Origin of the sequence: Janthinobacterium sp. 17J80-10 (genome assembly GCF_004114795.1) — a bacterium.
Lineage (GTDB): Bacteria > Pseudomonadota > Gammaproteobacteria > Burkholderiales > Burkholderiaceae_D > Paucimonas.
In genome coordinates this window covers 3,214,300-3,230,226 of record NZ_CP035311.1, presented here as the reverse complement: position 1 = coordinate 3,230,226, position 15,927 = coordinate 3,214,300, and the positions used below count along the sequence as shown (strand labels likewise).

Here is a 15,927-nt window from a genome sequence, read left to right as displayed (position 1 = left end):
CGTCGGCAACCATCTATTGTTCAAGCGACAATTCTAACCAAATCGACAACGGGTGACCAGCGTTTGTCGCATTGGAAATTACAAAAACGCAAAGGAGCTCTAAGGCAATATCACCAGGCTTCCTTGCACTATAATTTGATCCCTATGACTGCTCTTCCTGCAATTCAAACCGATTTTACGCTCCGAGACCATAATACTTTTGGTATTAATGCAATTGCGAAACGATATGTAACAATCTCCTCCCTGGAGATGTTGCAAAAAGTTAATGCTGCATCAGAGTTTTCAACGCTGCCGCGCCTGGTGCTCGGCGGCGGCAGCAACATCCTTCTGACAGGCGATTTTCCGGGCCTGGTGCTACATATCTGCATGGCAGGTATGGCCATAGTCGGCGCGGACGATGGCGCGACCTATGTGCGGGCGGCGGCAGGGGAGAAATGGCATGAGCTGGTGTTGTGGACCCTGGAACGCGGACTGGGCGGGCTGGAAAACCTGTCCTTGATACCGGGCAGCGTCGGTGCGGCGCCGATTCAGAACATCGGCGCATATGGCGCTGAACTCAAGGATTTCTTTCATGCGGCAACGGTCTTCGATTTTGAAACTGCGACCGTCTCGACCCTCGACAAGGCGGCCTGTGCCTTTGGTTACCGCGACAGCATTTTCAAGCAATCCTTGCAGGGGCGCGCAGTGATCCTGGATGTCACCCTGGCGCTGCCGAAGCACTGGCTGCCCAACCTGGGCTATGCGGAACTGCGCCAGGAAGTGGCGGCACAGGGCCTTGATGCGCCGACTGCAAAGGCTATCAGCGATGCAGTGATCGCCATTCGCACGCGCAAGCTCCCCGACCCTGCCGTGATCGGCAACGCCGGCAGTTTTTTCAAGAACCCGGTGGTGCCAGCCGGGCAACGTGACGCGCTTATGGAACGCTATCCCCAACTGGTGAGTTATGCCCAGCCCGATGGCAGCTACAAGCTGGCCGCAGGCTGGATGATCGATCAGTGCGGCTGGAAGGGCAGGAGCCTGGGCGCGGCCGGCGTTTATGAAAAACAGGCGCTGGTGCTGGTGAACCGGGGTGGGGCGTCCGGCCAGGAGGTGCTGAACCTGGCGCGGAAGATACAGGAGGACGTGCTTGCCCGCTTCGGTGTGACAATCGAGCCGGAGCCGGTAGTCGTGTGAACAGCCCGTCGGGATCAGCCGAAGTGGCAGACGTAGTCGACCGTTTCCAGGGTCTCGATATCAAAGCTGGAATTGCCCGGCACTTCAAAGCGCTGGCCGGCTTCGTAGGTGTTCCAGTCGGCGGCATCTTTCAGCCGCACGCGGCATTTGCCGCCATTGATTTCCATGATTTCCGGCGCGCCGGTGTTGAAAGTCAGGGCTGACGGAAAAATCACGCCCACGGATTTTTTCGTGCCATCCGGGAAAATGATGTTGTGCGAGACGCATTTGCCATCGAAGTAAATGTTGGACTTCTTGATGACGGAAACGTTGTCGAATTGTGTAGTCATGATGTCGTACGTAAGATTGAAAGGGAGGCGTTACTTGTCGCTGTCTTTGCTCAGGCGCGGCAGTGCAACTGACGAGCTGGAGGAAAGCAAGCCAGCCTTGCTGTAGATGCCCAGCTTGGCGCGCGTGTCGGTGATGTCCAGATTGCGCATGGTTAATTGCCCGATGCGGTCTTGCGGCGTGAATGCGCCTTCGCCTTTTTCCATGGTCAGGCGTTCCGGCTGGTAGCTCAGGTTCGGCGACTCGGTGTTCAGGATCGAGTAATCATTACCGCGACGCAGCTCCAGCGTGACTTCGCCGGTGATGGCCCCTGCAATCCAGCGTTGTGCCGCTTCACGCAGCATGATTGCCTGCGGGTCGAACCAGCGGCCCTGGTACAGCAGGCGTCCAAGCTTGCGGCCATTGTCGCGGTATTGCTCGATGGTGTCCTCGTTATGAATGCCGGTGACCAGGCGTTCGTAGGCGATGAACAGCAACGCCAGGCCCGGGGCTTCATAGATGCCGCGGCTCTTGGCTTCGATGATGCGGTTCTCGATCTGGTCGCTCATGCCGAGACCATGGCGGCCGCCAATGCGGTTCGCTTCCATCAGCAGGTCGACCGGATTCGCATAGGTGACGCCGTTCAAGGCGACCGGACGGCCTTCCTCGAAACGTACGCTGACTTCTTCGCGCTTGACCTCGACGTCGTCGCGCCAGAATGCCACGCCCATGATCGGCTGGACGATCTTCATGCCGCTGCTCAGATGCTCGAGGTCTTTCGCCTCATGCGTTGCGCCCAGCATGTTGGAGTCGGTCGAATAGGCCTTCTCCACCGACATCTTGTAGTCGAAGCCGGACTTGATCAGGAACTCCGACATTTCCTTGCGGCCGCCCAGTTCCTGGATGAAGGTGTCGTCCAGCCAGGGCTTGTAGATGCGCAGCGCCGGGTTCATCAGCAGGCCGTAGCGGTAGAAACGCTCGATGTCGTTGCCCTTGAACGTGCTGCCGTCGCCCCAGATGTCGACCTGGTCTTCGTGCATCGCCGCGACAAGCATCGTGCCCGTCACAGCGCGCCCCAGCGGCGTGGTGTTGAAGTAGGTGACGCCTGCGGTCGAGATGTGGAAGGCGCCGGATTGCAGCGCGGCGATGCCTTCTGCGACCAGTTGTTCGCGGCAATCGATCAGGCGTGCCTGTTCTGCGCCGTACAGCTTGGCCTTTTTCGGGATTTCCTCGTAGTCGGGTTCGTCAGGCTGTCCCAGATTGGCGGTGTATGCGTAGGGAATCGCGCCTTTCTGGCGCATCCAGTGCAGCGCTGCACTGGTGTCAAGCCCGCCGGAAAAGGCAATGCCCACTTTTTGGTTCACTGGTACGGACTGGAGTATGGTCGACATGATTTCTGCTTCGCCTGCTTGAAATGTAAATGGATATGATTAAGACGTTGATATGCGGGGCGCTGGCTGGTGACTAAGTGAGCCTGCCCAGCACGAGATATTCGAGCAATGCCTTCTGGACATGCAAGCGGTTTTCCGCCTCATCCCACACTACCGATTGCGGGCCGTCGATCACGTCAGCTGCGACTTCCTCGCCGCGGTGGGCGGGCAGGCAATGCATGAACAGGGCGTCCGGCTGCGCCCGCGCCATCTTGGCGGCATCGACGATCCAGCCATCGAAGGCTTTCAGGCGCGCCGCGTTTTCCTCTTCGAAGCCCATGCTGGTCCAGACATCGGTGTTGACCAGGTGGGTGCCGGCGCAAGCTTCGGCCGGGTCGGCGAATACGGTGTAGCGCGATGCATCGGCAATCGCCAGAGCCGGGTCGATCGGGTAACCGGTCGGGGTCGAGACATTGACGTGAAAGTCGAAGACTTCCGCCGCCTGTAGCCAGGTGTAGAGCATGTTGTTGGCATCGCCGATCCAGGCGACGGTCTTGCCAGCGATGGAGCCGCGATGTTCGATGAAGGTGAAGATGTCCGCCAGCACCTGGCAAGGGTGGTATTCATTGGTCAGGCCATTGATCACCGGTACGCGCGAATTGGCGGCGAAACGCTCGATGATCTCCTGGCCGAAGGTGCGGATCATAATGACGTCGCACATGCGTGACATGACTTGCGCTGCGTCCTCGACCGGCTCGCCGCGTCCCAGCTGGCTGTCGCGGGTATTCAGGTAGATGGCCGCGCCGCCCATCTGGTGCATGCCGGCTTCAAAGGACAGGCGGGTGCGGGTCGAATTTTTTTCGAACACCATCACCAGCGTACGGTCCGCCAGGGTAGGGTGCGGCTCGTAATTCTTGAATTTGCGCTTGATGATGCGCGCGCGTTCCATCACATACCCGTACTCGTCGAGCGTGAAATCGGAAAACTGCAGAAAGTGTTTGATCGCCATAAATGGAAACGGCGGCAAGGGTGGCGCCTGCCGCCGGTTTAATGTAACTACTTCAATTATATGAGTTTTGTCGACGGATTGACAGCCTGAGACATGGTGTGACGGTCCGCTGGGGCAGAACAATGGGTCGGGCCCGCAGAGATGGGGGATCAAAGTTAAGGAAAGAGCGTATTTCTTTAATTTCAGTCTTGACAGAAATTTCAGTAAGATCTATCTTGTACTTATGGAACTGACACCAATCTCGCAAAAATTTGTCCTGCACTGGGGGGAAATGGGCTCCCGCTGGGGGGTTAATCGCACGGTTAGCCAGATCCACGCGCTGTTGTATATCACTGGCAAGCCGATGCATGCAGAGGACATCGCTGAAACGCTGGGTGTGGCGCGCTCGAACGTGTCGACCAGTTTGAAAGAATTGCAAAACTGGAAGCTGGTCAAGGTGTCCCACGCTTTGGGTGACCGGCGTGACCATTTCGAAACATCGCTGGATGTGTGGGAATTGTTCCGCACGATCGTCAGGGAGCGCAAGGCGCGCGAATTCGATCCCACGATTGCCGCCTTGCGCGAGTGCCTGTCCAGTGATGACTTGCCAATGGAAGAGCGGGCGGCGCAACAGCGTATCGCTGAAACCCTGGCGCTGATGGAAACCTTGATGTCGTGGACCGATGAAATGCTGCGGCTGGAGCCGGCCACTTTGATGAAGCTCTTGAAGATGGGATCCACTGTGCAGAAATTCGTGCGGGGCGACGGGCGGGACGGCAGCAAGAATTCGGGTTGAGGGCGCGCGGAAATTTTTTTGTCGTAACGTTTCTGTTTTGACTGAAATTACAAAAATTAAAGACAGGCGGGCATCGTGAAAATTCTGGTTTGTGGCGCCAATGGATTCCTCGGTCACCATCTCTGTTCTGTCCTGGTTGCGGCAGGCCATGAGGTCGTGCGCGGGGTGCGGGTACCAGTGCTGGCACAGGATCTGGCAATCGATTATGCGCACGTTGTGCATGTGGAAGATTGGTTGCCGCGCCTGGACGATATTGATGCAGTGATCAATGCTGTCGGCATCTTGCACGAGGATCTTGACAAGCGCTTTGACGCTATCCATCGCGATGCGCCGATTGCCCTGTTCAAGGCATGCGAGTTGGCCGGGATCCGCCGTGTCATCCAGATTTCGGCGCTCGGCGGTCATGACGATGCGGCGTGCACGCCGTATTTGCGCAGCAAACGGCAAGCCGATGCGTATTTAATGCAGACAGACCTGGACTGGAGCATCCTGCGGCCGTCGCTGGTGGTAGGCATCGACGGTGGCAGCAGCCGGTTTTTTCGCATGCTGGCGAGCCTTCCAGTGGTCGGTTTGCCTGGACGCGGCGAACAGCGCCTGCAACCTGTGCACGTCGACGATGTGTGTGCAGCAGTAACGCACTTGTTGCTCCCGGCATCTGATGCCAGAACAATCGTTGATGCGGTGGGGCCTGTGGCAATGAGCTACCGTGAGATGCTGCAAGCCTATCGTGAGGCCATGCGCTTGCCGCCGGCAATCTGGTTGCCGATACCGCGGCGTCTTATGTTTGGCCTGGCAAAGGCGGCAAGTTGCCTGCGCCAGCGACTGATTTCCCCCGACTCCCTGCGCATGCTGGAACAGGGCAGTGCCGGCAACCCCGCAGCTTTTGCCAGCCTGCTCGGACGGGCGCCAGGAGGCCCTTCTACCTGGTTTGCCGGCCTGGCGCCTGAGATGTTGCGGGCACAGGCAGTAATGGCTTGGGGCTTGCCGCTTATGCGGTTCGCGCTGGCACTGGTATGGCTTGTTACCGGCGTGCTGTCCCTCGGAATTTATCCGGTCGACCAAAGCCTGACGCTGCTAAGCGAGGTGGGCTTGCGCGGTGAACCGGCTGCAGTAGCGTTATATGGGGCGGCGCTTCTCGATCTGGGTTTTGGTGTGGCCACGCTGCTTGCGCCTGGCCGTTGGCCCTGGCGTTTGCAGATGTTTCTGATCGCGGCTTATACCGCGATCATCACGCTATTCCTCCCTGAATACTGGCTGCATCCGTTCGGGCCAGTCTTGAAAAACATTCCTATTCTGGCGTTACTGCTGCTGCTGGATGCTTCTGAAAGTAGGAAGGGTTGACCATGTCTGCATATCTGATCCTTAAAACCTTGCACATATTGTCATCGGTCGTGCTTGTCGGCGTCGGCTTCGGTTCAGCTTTTTACCTGTTTTGCGCGAACCGCAGCAAGAGTATCGAGGCGCAGGCGGTCGTGGCAAGGTTCGTGGTGCTGGCCGACTGGATATTCACGACGCCCGCTGTAATTGTGCAACCGGCCAGCGGTATCGGCTTGATGTACATGGCAGGATGGACTTTTACTACGCCGTGGCTTGCGTGGTCGCTGGTGCTCTATGTGATCGCCGGGGCTTGCTGGCTGCCAGTGGTCTGGCTGCAGATACGCATGCGACGCATGGCAGACCTGGCGCTGGTACAGGGGGGCGTCTTGCCGGCCGAATACTGGCGCTACGCGCGCTGGTGGGAAGGGTTGGGTTATCCCGCTTTCCTTTGTATGGTGGGCGTGTATTTCCTGATGGTGAACAAGCCGGCCCTGTAGGTATCTTTCCGATAAAAACCAAACGCATGGGAGCATGCTTCATGAGCACGACTGCGGAACTGACGCTGTATTACGACGGCAACTGCCCTTTCTGCCTGGCCGAGATGCGCCGGCTGATGCGCTGGAACAGCGCCGGCCGCCTGGGTTTTGTGGATATCTCCAGGCCGGATTTTGATCCGGCGCCGTTGGGCGTCGACATGGCCGCGCTCGATCGCGAACTTCACAGCAGCACTGCCGATGGCCGCGTGCTGGTCGGGATCGACAGCATGCTGGCGGCCTATACCCTGGTCGGCCGCGCGTGGATTGTCCTGCCATTGCGGGTGCATGCCCTGCGGCCGTTGCTGGCCAGCTTGTACCGCGGCTTTGCCCGCAATCGCTACCGTTTTTCACGCTGGATGGGATACAGGCCAGCCGGGCACTGCGACGGGGATGTGTGCCAGCCGGTAAATCCGTTCTTTCGGGGACGCTGATCGGGCAGTTGGATTTTTTTACTTGGGAGGTGCTTGAGCATGGATTCCATCACCGCAAGACAATGGCTGGTTCTCTGGATGTATGCGACCGCACTGGTGCACCTGCTGGTCGGCATGGCGCTGCCCTGGATTGGCGACTTGCCGATGTTCGATGACTACCATCTTGGCGTCGAGGCGGCATTCTGGGGGGCGTCAGCGCCATCTGCGGCGCGCGCGCAGCAAGTCTGGTGGATTGGACTGTTCGGGCCGACCATACAGGGAATGTCTTTATGGATGCTGGCGCTGATCCATTTTGGCGACCGCTACCGCAGCGGCCTGGCCTGGGGCGCCCTGATTGCAGGAATCGTCATCTGGGCCCCGCAGGATATATGGATTTCCCTTCGTGCCGATTGCTGGACCCATGTCTGGGTCGACGGGTTCGCGGTTTTGACGATGGTGCCGCCACTGGCATGGCTATGGTTTCATGACCGCAGGCAGATCGCAGCGCTTCATGTCAGGGTAGAAATTGACAGCGAGGCTGCATGATGGATACCCACCTGCTGGCGTTGCAGCTCATGGCTGCGCAAGGCTGCCTCGGGGCATTTGACACCTTGTACCACCATGAGTTCACCGAAGCGCTGCCGCAGCGCAGTACTGCGCGTCGCGAATTGGGGATCCATGCGATCCGGGCGCTGATTTACAGTGCGCTTTTCATCGGCCTGTCGGCGTGGTCATTGCATGGCGCCTGGGCCGTTGTCCTGCTCGGCCTGTTTGGAATCGAAATTGTCTTGACCTTGTGGGATTTCGTCGTCGAGGACCAGACCCGGCTGTTGCCAGCAAGTGAGCGCGTGACACATACCATACTGGCGATTAATGGCGGCGCCTTCATTATGCTGCTGCTACTGAACGTCCCTGCCTGGCTGGCGCAGCCCACGGCAATGCAATGGGAGCCGCATGGCTGGCTGAGCGCTTTCCTGTGTTTGTGCGGAATTGGCGTCGGCCTCTCTGGCGTGCGCGACGGCCTGGCATCGTTGCGAATCTCCCGCCGCGAGAACGAGCGTGAGTTCCCGGGCCTTCGTTTTGGCGATGCAGCGGAGTCGGTGCTGGTGACTGGCGCGACAGGCTTCATCGGGCAAGCGCTGGTGCGTGCGCTTCTGGCAGAAGGTCATCAGGTCACGGTCCTGTCGCGCAGGCCAAAGCAGGCGGCATGGCTCTTTGGCGGCAAGGTACATTGCATCGCTGACATGGCCGAGCTGTTGCCGGCGGCCCGCATCGATGTCATCGTTAATCTGGCGGGGGCGCGCATCCTCGGATGGCGGTGGACCGCCAGACGCAAGGAGGAATTGCGCCGTAGCCGCATCGCCCTGACAGCAAACTTGGTGGCATGGATCGCCGACGCCGGGCGCAAGCCACGGTTGCTGCTGTCGGCATCGGCAATCGGCTATTACGGCGTGCAGCCACAGGGAGATGATCGCGAACTTACCGAAGAAAGTTCGCCCCAGCCGGTTTTCATGTCGCAGTTGTGCCAGGACTGGGAAGCTGCCGCGCGGGCGGCCGCAGCGCATGGTGTACAGGTGACGTGCATGCGTTTCGGCGTGGTGTTCGGTTTGCAAGGGGCCTTGCCGATGATGCTGTTGCCCTTCCGGCTAGGCATGGGCGGCAGGGTGGGGCGCGGCAACCAGTGGCAATCCTGGATCCATGTACAGGATGTCTTGCGCGGCATTGCACACCTGTGGGGATTGCCGGCCGCACCGGAGAGGTTCGCGGCTTACAATTTTACCGCGCCCGAGAGTGTGACCCAGGATCAGTTCAGCCGGGTTGCTGCGCGGGTGTTGCGGCGACCGTGCTTGTTGCCGACGCCAGCCTGGCCCATGCGGCTGGCGCTGGGCGAGCAAGCCGATTTGCTGCTGGAAGGCCAGCGCGTGGCCCCGGCGCGCCTGCAGGCCAGCGGTTTTGCATTCAGCTATCCCGATCTGCAAGGTGCCCTGCGCAACCTGTGCTGAGAGGGCGGAACCGTCCAGCTGGCTTAATACCCGATGGTTTGCGACGCTTCATGCACCAGTTGCCGGTACAGGGCGTGGCGGATCGGTGCAATCGTGCCGCCTGCCACGGCGTCGAGCACGGCGCACGACGGTTCATTCAGGTGATGGCAATTATAGAAGCGGCATTTGCCCAGGTGCGGCGCGAATTCGACAAAGGCACGCTCCAGCATGCCTTCGCTCAAGTGGTACAGGCCGAATTCCTGGAAGCCCGGAGAATCGATCACGCTGGTTTCCTGATCGACCGCATACAGGCGCGTGAAGGTGGTGGTGTGCTTGCCGGTATCCAGCGCTGCTGAAATTTCGCGCGTGGCGATCTCGGCGCCCGGCACCAGCATGTTGATGAGGGAGGACTTTCCCATGCCGGACTGGCCGATGAAGATCGAGCTTTGGCCCGCCAACAGCGGCGCCAGGATGGCGCGTGTATCGTCCGGCCTTGCGCGCACCGACACTTCATGCACCGGGTAGCCAAGGGCGCCATAAAGCGTCATGCGTTCGCGCGCCTTCGGCAGCAGCTCTTCGACGTCGGTCTTGTTCAGGATGATATGCGGCTTGACGCCGGCGGCTTCCGCCGCCACCAGCGAGCGCGAGACCAGGTCGTCGGCAAAGCCCGGTTCGGTCGCGACCACGATGAACATTTGCGTGACATTTGCCGCCAGCAGTTTGGATTTGTACTGGTCGGAGCGAAACAGCAGGGTCTTGCGCTCGGCAATGGATTCGATCACGCCCTGGTTGGGCGAAGTGCGCTTGACTTGCACCCGGTCGCCGACGGCGACATCGCTCTTTTTGCCGCGCGTGACGCATTGGATGAGCTGGCCATCGACCTGGCCCAGGTAGTGCCGGCCGTGCGCGGCAATGATGGTAACGGTAAGGTGTGCCATCAGGAATGCGCCTGGGCGAACAATGCCCCCACCTTGGCAGCGCAGATAAAGTCATTTTCCGACAGGCCGCCGCGCCCGCCATTGACGGAATGCGTATTGAATCTGACCATGCAGCGGTTGTAGCCGACCGTCAGCTCCGGATGATGGTCTTCGGCATGGGCTATGTAGGCAGCTGCGTTGACGAAGGCCAGCGTTTCATAATAATTCCTGAAGCTGAACTGCCGTTCCAGCAGGCCTTGCGCGACGTGCCAGTCCGGCAGGGCAGCCAGGTGAACCTGTATCTGAGCATCGTCAAGGGCCGTTTCCTGGTGCCGGCATTTCTTTGTCAGCAGATCTGCAGTTTTTGTCATGCATGCCCCTCAGCTTGCCGCGCTGCCAAGCAGCCGGTCGATGCGCAGCGACGCCGGCGGGTGCGAATCGTAGAAAGCCGAGTGCAGCGGGTCCGGCGTGAGGGTCGATGCATTGTCTTCATAGAGTTTCACCAGCGCGCTGACGAGGTCGGGGGCGCTGGTATGTTTGGCGGCAAAGGCGTCGGCTTCGAATTCATGCTTGCGCGAGCTGATCGAGGTCAGTGGCGAGAACAGGAAGGTGAATACTGGCAAGGCCAGCGAGAACAGGATCAGCGCCATGGCATCATTGCCGGTGCCGAGCATGGGGTCGACGCCGAGGCCGGTGTAGAACCAGGTCTGTGTCTTGAGGTAGCCGAGAAGGGCGAGGAAGCCGAGCGAGAGGGCAAACATGACGACAATGCGTTTGACGATATGCTTCATCTTGAAGTGGCCCAGCTCATGCGCCAGCACTGCTTCGACTTCCTGCGGCGCCAGGCGTGACAGGAGCGTATCGAAAAAGACGATGCGCTTGGCAGCGCCGAAGCCGGAAAAATAGGCGTTGCCGTGGGCGCTGCGCTTGGATCCATCCATCACGAACAAGCCTTTGGAGGCGAAACCGACGCGCTTCATCAGATTCTCGATCCGGGCGCGCAGGCTGTCGTCCTCCAGCGGGGTGAATTTATTGAACAGCGGTGCGATCACTGTCGGGAACAGTACCAGCATCAGCAGCTGGAAGCCGCACCATACCAGCCAGGCATACAGCCACCAGAGGTCACCGGCCCTGTCCATAAGGGTCAGGATCACCCATGCCAGCGGCAAGCCGATTGCCGCGCCCAGGAGCACGCTTTTCACCAGGTCGGTAAAGAAGAGGCCCGGCGTCATCTTGTTGAAGTCAAATTTTTCTTCAAGGCGGAACTGGGAGTAGTAACTGAAGGGCAGGTCAATCAGGCCGGAAATGATGGCAAATGCCGCCAGCAAGCCGATTTGATATGTCATGCCGGGACCGGTAAGATCGAAAACCTTCATGGACAGCCACTGCAGGCCGCCAAAAAAGGTAAAACCAAGCAATACCGCGGCATTGACGCCCAGCATTGTCATGCGAAGCTTCGTCTTGGCGACGGTGTAATCCGCTGCTTTCTGATGGGCGGCGAGAGGGATCCTGGCCGAAAACTGGGGGGGCACGGCTTGCCGATGCATCAGGATGTGCCGTATATGCCGGGAGCTGAGCCAGAAACGCACGGCAATGGTCAGTACCAGAAAAGCGATAAACAATAGCGAAAACACGTAAGAATTCATTGCTGCCCTGTGAGAAAATATGGGACTTCCAAGGAAAAACAATTATGTCACAACCTACCGATTTGCAAGCCCCGACACCTGCCACGCCAGCCCGTCCCAATGAATTCAACCTGGTGTGGGTGGATATGGAAATGACCGGCCTTGATCCTGACAATGATCGCATCATTGAAGTGGCAGTGGTTGTCACCGATCCGCATCTGAACATACTGGCCGAAGGTCCTGTGTTTGCCATTCATCAGCCTGATGAAGTGCTGGACCGCATGGATGCCTGGAACAAGGGCACGCACGGCCGCTCGGGCCTGATCGATCGGGTCAAGGCTTCGACGATTTCCGAGGCGGATGCCGAAAGTGCGATTATTGCCTTTCTTAAACATTTCGTGCCCGCTGGCAAATCACCGATGTGCGGCAATTCCATCTGCCAGGATCGCCGCTTCATGGTACGCGGCATGCCGAAGCTGGAAGCGTTTTTCCATTACCGCAACCTTGATGTTTCCACACTCAAGGAGCTGTGCCGGCGCTGGAAACCGGAACTGGCGAGTGGTTTCAAAAAACACCAGAAACATACCGCCCTGGCCGACATCATTGAATCGGTCGAAGAACTCAAGTATTACCGCGAGCATTTCATCAAGCTTTAAGCGCCTGCGTTGGCCTGCACCAGCCCTGTTTGACGGGGCCCGTGCAGACCATTTCTTTCTTTCATGCTATAGCGTTACAGGCGTCAGGCTTGAGCAGGTTCTGCACCGCAACACTTCTTGAATTTCTTGCCGCTGCCGCAAGGGCAATCATCATTGCGCCCGACCTTGGCTTCCTGGCGCTGCACCGTAGTCACGGCTGATTTGCGTTGCGGCTGCCAATAGCGATGGATTGCCGGAATCGCCGCCTCGACTTCGATGGCCAGTTTGTGGCGTTTTACCGGTTCGTCTACCAGCGTCATGTCTTCTTCTTCGATTTCTTCAGCACCTAGCAGGTGGATCGAACGCATCAACGGGGCGAGGTTGGAATCCCAGATCGGCTCCCAGGCGTCGGCGCGCAGGTCGACGCCTTCCAGGAAGCCCCATGCCCAGGCTTCACCGTCGATGACCTGGCGGCCTTCAAATTCATATTCGCAAAAGAGCGGCTCGAATTCCTTCGGTGCGACTTCGAAAGTCATCACCACTTCATTCATATAGCGCGCGATCAGGTTCATGATGCGGCTGCATTCCTTGTCGGTCTTGAACTGCGGTGCCTGGCCTGATGCTCCCCAGACACGCGGCAGCCATTCCGCCAGCATGACCTCTTGCGGTCCGATTGCCAGCGCAGTCAGGTAGCCATGCAGGCTATCCATGGTCATGCCATCGTCGGCGCAGCGGTCCGACAGCAGGAATTTGTCGAGTTCGTCGAACTCCTTGTCTGAGAGCGGTTCGTCAATGTTCATGAAAATGCCTTTTTGCCGGATACGAAAAACCCGCACCTTACCATCTTAATGCGCTTGCTGCTGTATTGCGTTGTAAAAGAAAAATGGAGGCGCTTTTTCTTTCGGTGCCGCATGCCCTTGGCACGTCCAGATTTGATGTAACTAAACGAATGGATGCGAAACGGCTTTTCCCTTGTCTGCCCCTGCATTAGGTCAATGATTTCCTGCCGCGTCGGCAGGAGTATTAGCGACAGGGAGAAGGTTTGTATGGCAGTTCCTTGTCATGCTGATTAAAGCCGGTAACCGGTTCGTTCCCTGAAGACGCCAACGATGTCTTGCGATATCTGGTTTGCGCAGCGCTCCGACTTCGATGCGGACGCTTGCGGTGCAAAGGGGGGCCCATGAAATACTTTCTTTCGTTGCTCGCATTCTTTCCCGCAATTCTTTGCGCAGCAGAAATCTGGGGCAGCACCACGCTAGGCAGCGTGCACAGTAATAGGGAACAGGATCTGAGAGAGCAGAATTTCGGCTTTGGGCTGGAATATCATGAAAAGCGGGAGTTGATGTACATGGCAGGCAGTTACATGAATAGTCATGACAAGCGTAGCCTTTACGCATTTACCGCCTGGACGCCAATCGATTACGGGATCGTGCGCTTCGGATTGATGGCGGGTTTCGTCAATGGGTATCCCAAACTAAACAATGGAAATATCACGCCAGCCCTGGTCGGCCTGGCGCGCATAGAAATGAATAAACTTGGTGTGAACCTGACACTTATCCCGCCCCGCCTGAAGGAATCGCCCTACACGCTGGGGGTGCAGGTAAAGTTCGGTTTTTGATACGGGAGTTTTAGCGAGCAGTAAACGAAATACACCGGGATAGTCTGGTTGCGCCTTACAATAGCTGGCATGACCGCTGCCCAAGATCCCGCTTTTTCCAGTCTGACCCCCGACATCGTCCTGGACGCACTTGATGCGATTGGCTTGCGCAGCGATGGGCGCATGCTGGCGCTGAACAGTTACGAAAATCGTGTGTACCAGATTGGCATGGACGACGGGCCTCCGCTGGTTGCGAAATTTTATCGACCGCGACGCTGGAGCGATGCGGCAATCCTGGAAGAGCACGCATTTGTCCAGGAACTGGTCGAACAGGAAATTCCTGTTGTGCCTGCCTTGATGCTGGCCGGCACAAGCTTGCATGCGTACCAGGGCTTTCGCTTCGCCGTATTTCCGCGCCATGGCGGCCGCGCTCCCGAACTGGAGGATGCAGCTACGCTGGAATGGATGGGACGTTTCATCGGACGCATACATGCGGTTGGCGCCTTGCGGCCTTTCATCGAGCGTCCGGTGCTGGATGTGGCCAGCTTTGGGGAAGAACCTCGCGATTATCTGCTGGCGCACGACTTCATTCCGCCGGAATTGATGGAGGCCTATCGCACCGTGGCTGCGCAGGCGCTCGACGGTGTGCGTCACTGCTTTGCGCGTGCCGGCCAGGTTGCCGCCATTCGCCTGCATGGCGATTGCCACTGCGGAAATGTCTTGTGGACTGATGCCGGTCCGCATTTTGTCGATTTTGACGACAGTCGCATGGGGCCGGCAATTCAGGACCTCTGGATGTTATTGTCAGGCGAGCGCGCGGATCAGGTGCGCCAGTTATCTGACCTGTTGGCGGGGTATGAAGATTTTTTTGAATTCAATCCGCGAGAACTGTATCTGGTCGAAGCTTTGCGCACTTTGCGCCTGATGCATTACGCAGCGTGGCTGGCCCGGCGTTGGGATGATCCGGCATTCAAGCAGGCATTCCCCTGGTTCGATACGCCACGTTACTGGCAAGACCGCATCCTGGAATTGCGCGAGCAGATTGCCCTGATGGATGAGCCGCCGCTATGGCCGTCTTGATCGTCTGTCGTCGTGACAGGTGTGGCCCGTTGTTGTTCCAGGCGCCAGATCTCAGACTTTTTTGCCTGCGGCTGCCAGTGAGTCCAGTGCAGCAATCAACTGGTCGACATCGGAATGGCTGTTAGCAATCAGGACGGCGCGTTCGATTGCTTCATTGCGCTGTGTTTCCGAAAAATAATCCAAAAGATAATCTGCGCTCGCCACGCCTGCCACGCCACGCCGGTCATCCTTGGCAAGGCGGCGCACATACCAGACAGCGAAGCCATTGGACTCTTCGCAGCAATAAACTTCGGCATAGTGAAATGGACCCAGCGGAGCATCGTCAGGGTTCGTTTGCCAGACAAGCTTGCGCCATAAATGTTTTTTCTTGGATTCGACAATATTTTGCATGTCATCCTCTGGCTGCGGGAGGGGGATTGTTCTTGATGCAATTGTCGACTGCTGCGATCAGCTTGGCCGCATTGAAAGGCTTGACGACAAACGCGCTGGCGCCGGATTGGCGCGCCTGTTGCACATTGTCCAGGGTCGATAATGCACTGACCACCACGATGCCGATGGCCGGCAGCAGTTCGCGTAACTTCTGTGCCGCTTGGTTGCCGTTGAGTTTTGGCATGTCGATATCGAGAAAGACGATGTCAGGCTTCAGGCTTGCGCACAATTCGACGGCGCGCTCGCCATCCGACGCTTCGCCGACCACGCTATAAAAATGATCCTGCAGCAAAAAACGCAGGGCTGCGCGAGTTGTGGCATCGTCGTCGGCGATGACCACTTTGATGTCGTTGCGTTTTTTAAAGTGCGCCAAGGTCCAGTTTCCTAGGCCTGCAGCATCGAGCGCAGGCGGGCGTCGATGCTGGCATATTCGGCGGCGATTTCACGGGATTGCACTTCAAGATTGCCAGGCGTGCCAGCCCTGCAGCGAAGTTCCAGGGCCTGGCACAGGTTGGCCAGCAATGACGCCCCGATCGAGGCGCAACTGCCCCCCAGGGAATGCACTATCTTTTTCGCCGAGTCTGCGTCGTTGGCCGCCGCCGCTGCCTGCAATGCGGCGATGCGCGGCGGGCTGTCACGCAGGTAGAGTTCTGCAAGCATGGAAAAGTCCGCGCCGAACATGTCGCGCATGGCTTCGAGTTCATCCGGCTCCTGCATCCTTGTTTCCATGTGGCTTGAATTTTGATTAAGTTGCTATTTGGAACAT

Annotated in this window: 20 protein-coding genes; 10 read left to right on the top strand and 10 right to left on the bottom strand. The window is 58.2% G+C overall.

Annotation, left to right across the window (positions count from 1 at the left end; all coding sequences use genetic code 11):
* Nucleotides 1-144: 144 nt before the first annotated feature.
* On the top strand, nucleotides 145-1,173 hold the full coding sequence (gene murB, locus EKL02_RS14520) for a UDP-N-acetylmuramate dehydrogenase (protein ID WP_128903516.1): 1,029 nt from the start codon (nucleotides 145-147) through the stop codon (nucleotides 1,171-1,173).
* Between the two features lie 14 nt (nucleotides 1,174-1,187).
* Here murB and EKL02_RS14515 read toward each other — a convergent pair whose 3' ends face one another.
* The 3 genes from EKL02_RS14515 to argF form a co-directional block, all read right to left on the bottom strand.
* Entirely contained in the window at nucleotides 1,188-1,502 is a 315-nt protein-coding gene (locus EKL02_RS14515; RefSeq protein ID WP_128902711.1) for a pyrimidine/purine nucleoside phosphorylase, read from the bottom strand.
* 30 nt (nucleotides 1,503-1,532) lie between these two features.
* A complete protein-coding gene (argG, locus tag EKL02_RS14510; protein ID WP_128902710.1) occupies nucleotides 1,533-2,870 on the bottom strand; it encodes an argininosuccinate synthase in 1,338 nt (445 codons plus the stop codon).
* Between the two features lie 73 nt (nucleotides 2,871-2,943).
* On the bottom strand, nucleotides 2,944-3,858 hold the full coding sequence (gene argF, locus EKL02_RS14505; protein WP_128902709.1) for an ornithine carbamoyltransferase: 915 nt from the start codon (nucleotides 3,856-3,858) through the stop codon (nucleotides 2,944-2,946).
* A gap of 223 nt (nucleotides 3,859-4,081) precedes the next feature.
* Between argF and EKL02_RS14500 the strand changes: the two genes are divergently transcribed.
* The 6 genes from EKL02_RS14500 (at nucleotide 4,082) to EKL02_RS14475 (ending at nucleotide 8,899) form a co-directional block, all read left to right on the top strand.
* Nucleotides 4,082-4,633: a MarR family transcriptional regulator gene (locus EKL02_RS14500; protein WP_128902708.1), complete on the top strand. Its 552-nt coding sequence runs from the start codon at nucleotides 4,082-4,084 to the stop codon at nucleotides 4,631-4,633.
* 75 nt (nucleotides 4,634-4,708) lie between these two features.
* Entirely contained in the window at nucleotides 4,709-5,974 is a 1,266-nt protein-coding gene (locus EKL02_RS14495) for an SDR family oxidoreductase (RefSeq protein WP_128902707.1), read from the top strand.
* 2 nt (nucleotides 5,975-5,976) lie between these two features.
* Nucleotides 5,977-6,447: a DUF2269 domain-containing protein gene (locus EKL02_RS14490; RefSeq protein WP_128902706.1), complete on the top strand. Its 471-nt coding sequence runs from the start codon at nucleotides 5,977-5,979 to the stop codon at nucleotides 6,445-6,447.
* 41 nt (nucleotides 6,448-6,488) lie between these two features.
* Nucleotides 6,489-6,917 (top strand): DUF393 domain-containing protein, encoded by a 429-nt coding sequence (locus EKL02_RS18710; RefSeq protein ID WP_164932034.1) that lies wholly within the window; start codon nucleotides 6,489-6,491, stop codon nucleotides 6,915-6,917.
* Between the two features lie 39 nt (nucleotides 6,918-6,956).
* On the top strand, nucleotides 6,957-7,442 hold the full coding sequence (locus EKL02_RS18705) for a cell division protein (RefSeq protein ID WP_128902704.1): 486 nt from the start codon (nucleotides 6,957-6,959) through the stop codon (nucleotides 7,440-7,442).
* Nucleotides 7,442-8,899 carry a TIGR01777 family oxidoreductase gene (locus tag EKL02_RS14475; RefSeq protein WP_128902703.1) on the top strand — a complete coding sequence of 486 codons (1,458 nt, stop codon included), beginning with the start codon at nucleotides 7,442-7,444 and terminating at the stop codon, nucleotides 8,897-8,899. Before EKL02_RS18705 ends, EKL02_RS14475 begins: the two co-directional genes overlap by 1 nt.
* Before the next feature lie 23 nt (nucleotides 8,900-8,922).
* Here EKL02_RS14475 and rsgA read toward each other — a convergent pair whose 3' ends face one another.
* The 3 genes from rsgA to EKL02_RS14460 are packed head-to-tail and all read right to left on the bottom strand — an operon-like array spanning nucleotide 8,923 to nucleotide 11,441.
* Nucleotides 8,923-9,816: a ribosome small subunit-dependent GTPase A gene (gene rsgA, locus EKL02_RS14470; RefSeq protein WP_128902702.1), complete on the bottom strand. Its 894-nt coding sequence runs from the start codon at nucleotides 9,814-9,816 to the stop codon at nucleotides 8,923-8,925.
* Complete coding sequence (locus EKL02_RS14465; protein WP_128902701.1) at nucleotides 9,816-10,166, bottom strand: 4a-hydroxytetrahydrobiopterin dehydratase; 351 nt, start codon at nucleotides 10,164-10,166, stop codon at nucleotides 9,816-9,818. The genes rsgA and EKL02_RS14465 overlap by 1 nt, the downstream gene beginning before the upstream one ends.
* 9 nt (nucleotides 10,167-10,175) lie before the next feature.
* Nucleotides 10,176-11,441 (bottom strand): M48 family metallopeptidase, encoded by a 1,266-nt coding sequence (locus EKL02_RS14460; protein ID WP_128902700.1) that lies wholly within the window; start codon nucleotides 11,439-11,441, stop codon nucleotides 10,176-10,178.
* Between the two features lie 44 nt (nucleotides 11,442-11,485).
* On the opposite strand from EKL02_RS14460, the gene orn reads away from it, so the two are divergent.
* Complete coding sequence (gene orn, locus EKL02_RS14455) at nucleotides 11,486-12,076, top strand: oligoribonuclease (RefSeq protein WP_128902699.1); 591 nt, start codon at nucleotides 11,486-11,488, stop codon at nucleotides 12,074-12,076.
* An 83-nt stretch (nucleotides 12,077-12,159) separates the two neighbouring features.
* Here the strand turns inward: orn and EKL02_RS14450 are convergent, their stop codons facing one another.
* Nucleotides 12,160-12,855: a UPF0149 family protein gene (locus EKL02_RS14450; protein WP_128902698.1), complete on the bottom strand. Its 696-nt coding sequence runs from the start codon at nucleotides 12,853-12,855 to the stop codon at nucleotides 12,160-12,162.
* A gap of 380 nt (nucleotides 12,856-13,235) precedes the next feature.
* Here EKL02_RS14450 and EKL02_RS14445 point away from each other — a divergent pair, with 380 nt between their 5' ends.
* Together EKL02_RS14445 and EKL02_RS14440 are read left to right on the top strand one after the other, a co-directional pair.
* A complete protein-coding gene (locus EKL02_RS14445) occupies nucleotides 13,236-13,673 on the top strand; it encodes a hypothetical protein (RefSeq protein ID WP_128902697.1) in 438 nt (145 codons plus the stop codon).
* Between the two features lie 69 nt (nucleotides 13,674-13,742).
* Nucleotides 13,743-14,732, top strand: coding sequence for a serine/threonine protein kinase (locus EKL02_RS14440; RefSeq protein ID WP_128902696.1), 990 nt, complete (start codon nucleotides 13,743-13,745; stop codon nucleotides 14,730-14,732).
* Nucleotides 14,733-14,783: 51 nt separating this feature from the next.
* Here the strand turns inward: EKL02_RS14440 and EKL02_RS14435 are convergent, their stop codons facing one another.
* Genes EKL02_RS14435 through EKL02_RS14425 form a run of 3 tightly spaced genes read right to left on the bottom strand, consistent with a single transcriptional unit; the run spans nucleotide 14,784 to nucleotide 15,890 of the window.
* Nucleotides 14,784-15,122, bottom strand: a complete 339-nt coding sequence (locus EKL02_RS14435) for a hypothetical protein (protein WP_128902695.1) — start codon at nucleotides 15,120-15,122, stop codon at nucleotides 14,784-14,786.
* A 1-nt stretch (nucleotide 15,123) separates the two neighbouring features.
* The gene (locus EKL02_RS14430) at nucleotides 15,124-15,534 is read right to left on the bottom strand and encodes a response regulator (protein WP_164932032.1); all 411 of its coding nucleotides are present in this window, start codon (nucleotides 15,532-15,534) and stop codon (nucleotides 15,124-15,126) included.
* 11 nt (nucleotides 15,535-15,545) lie between these two features.
* Nucleotides 15,546-15,890, bottom strand: coding sequence for an Hpt domain-containing protein (locus EKL02_RS14425; protein WP_128902693.1), 345 nt, complete (start codon nucleotides 15,888-15,890; stop codon nucleotides 15,546-15,548).
* Nucleotides 15,891-15,927: the final 37 nt, after the last annotated feature.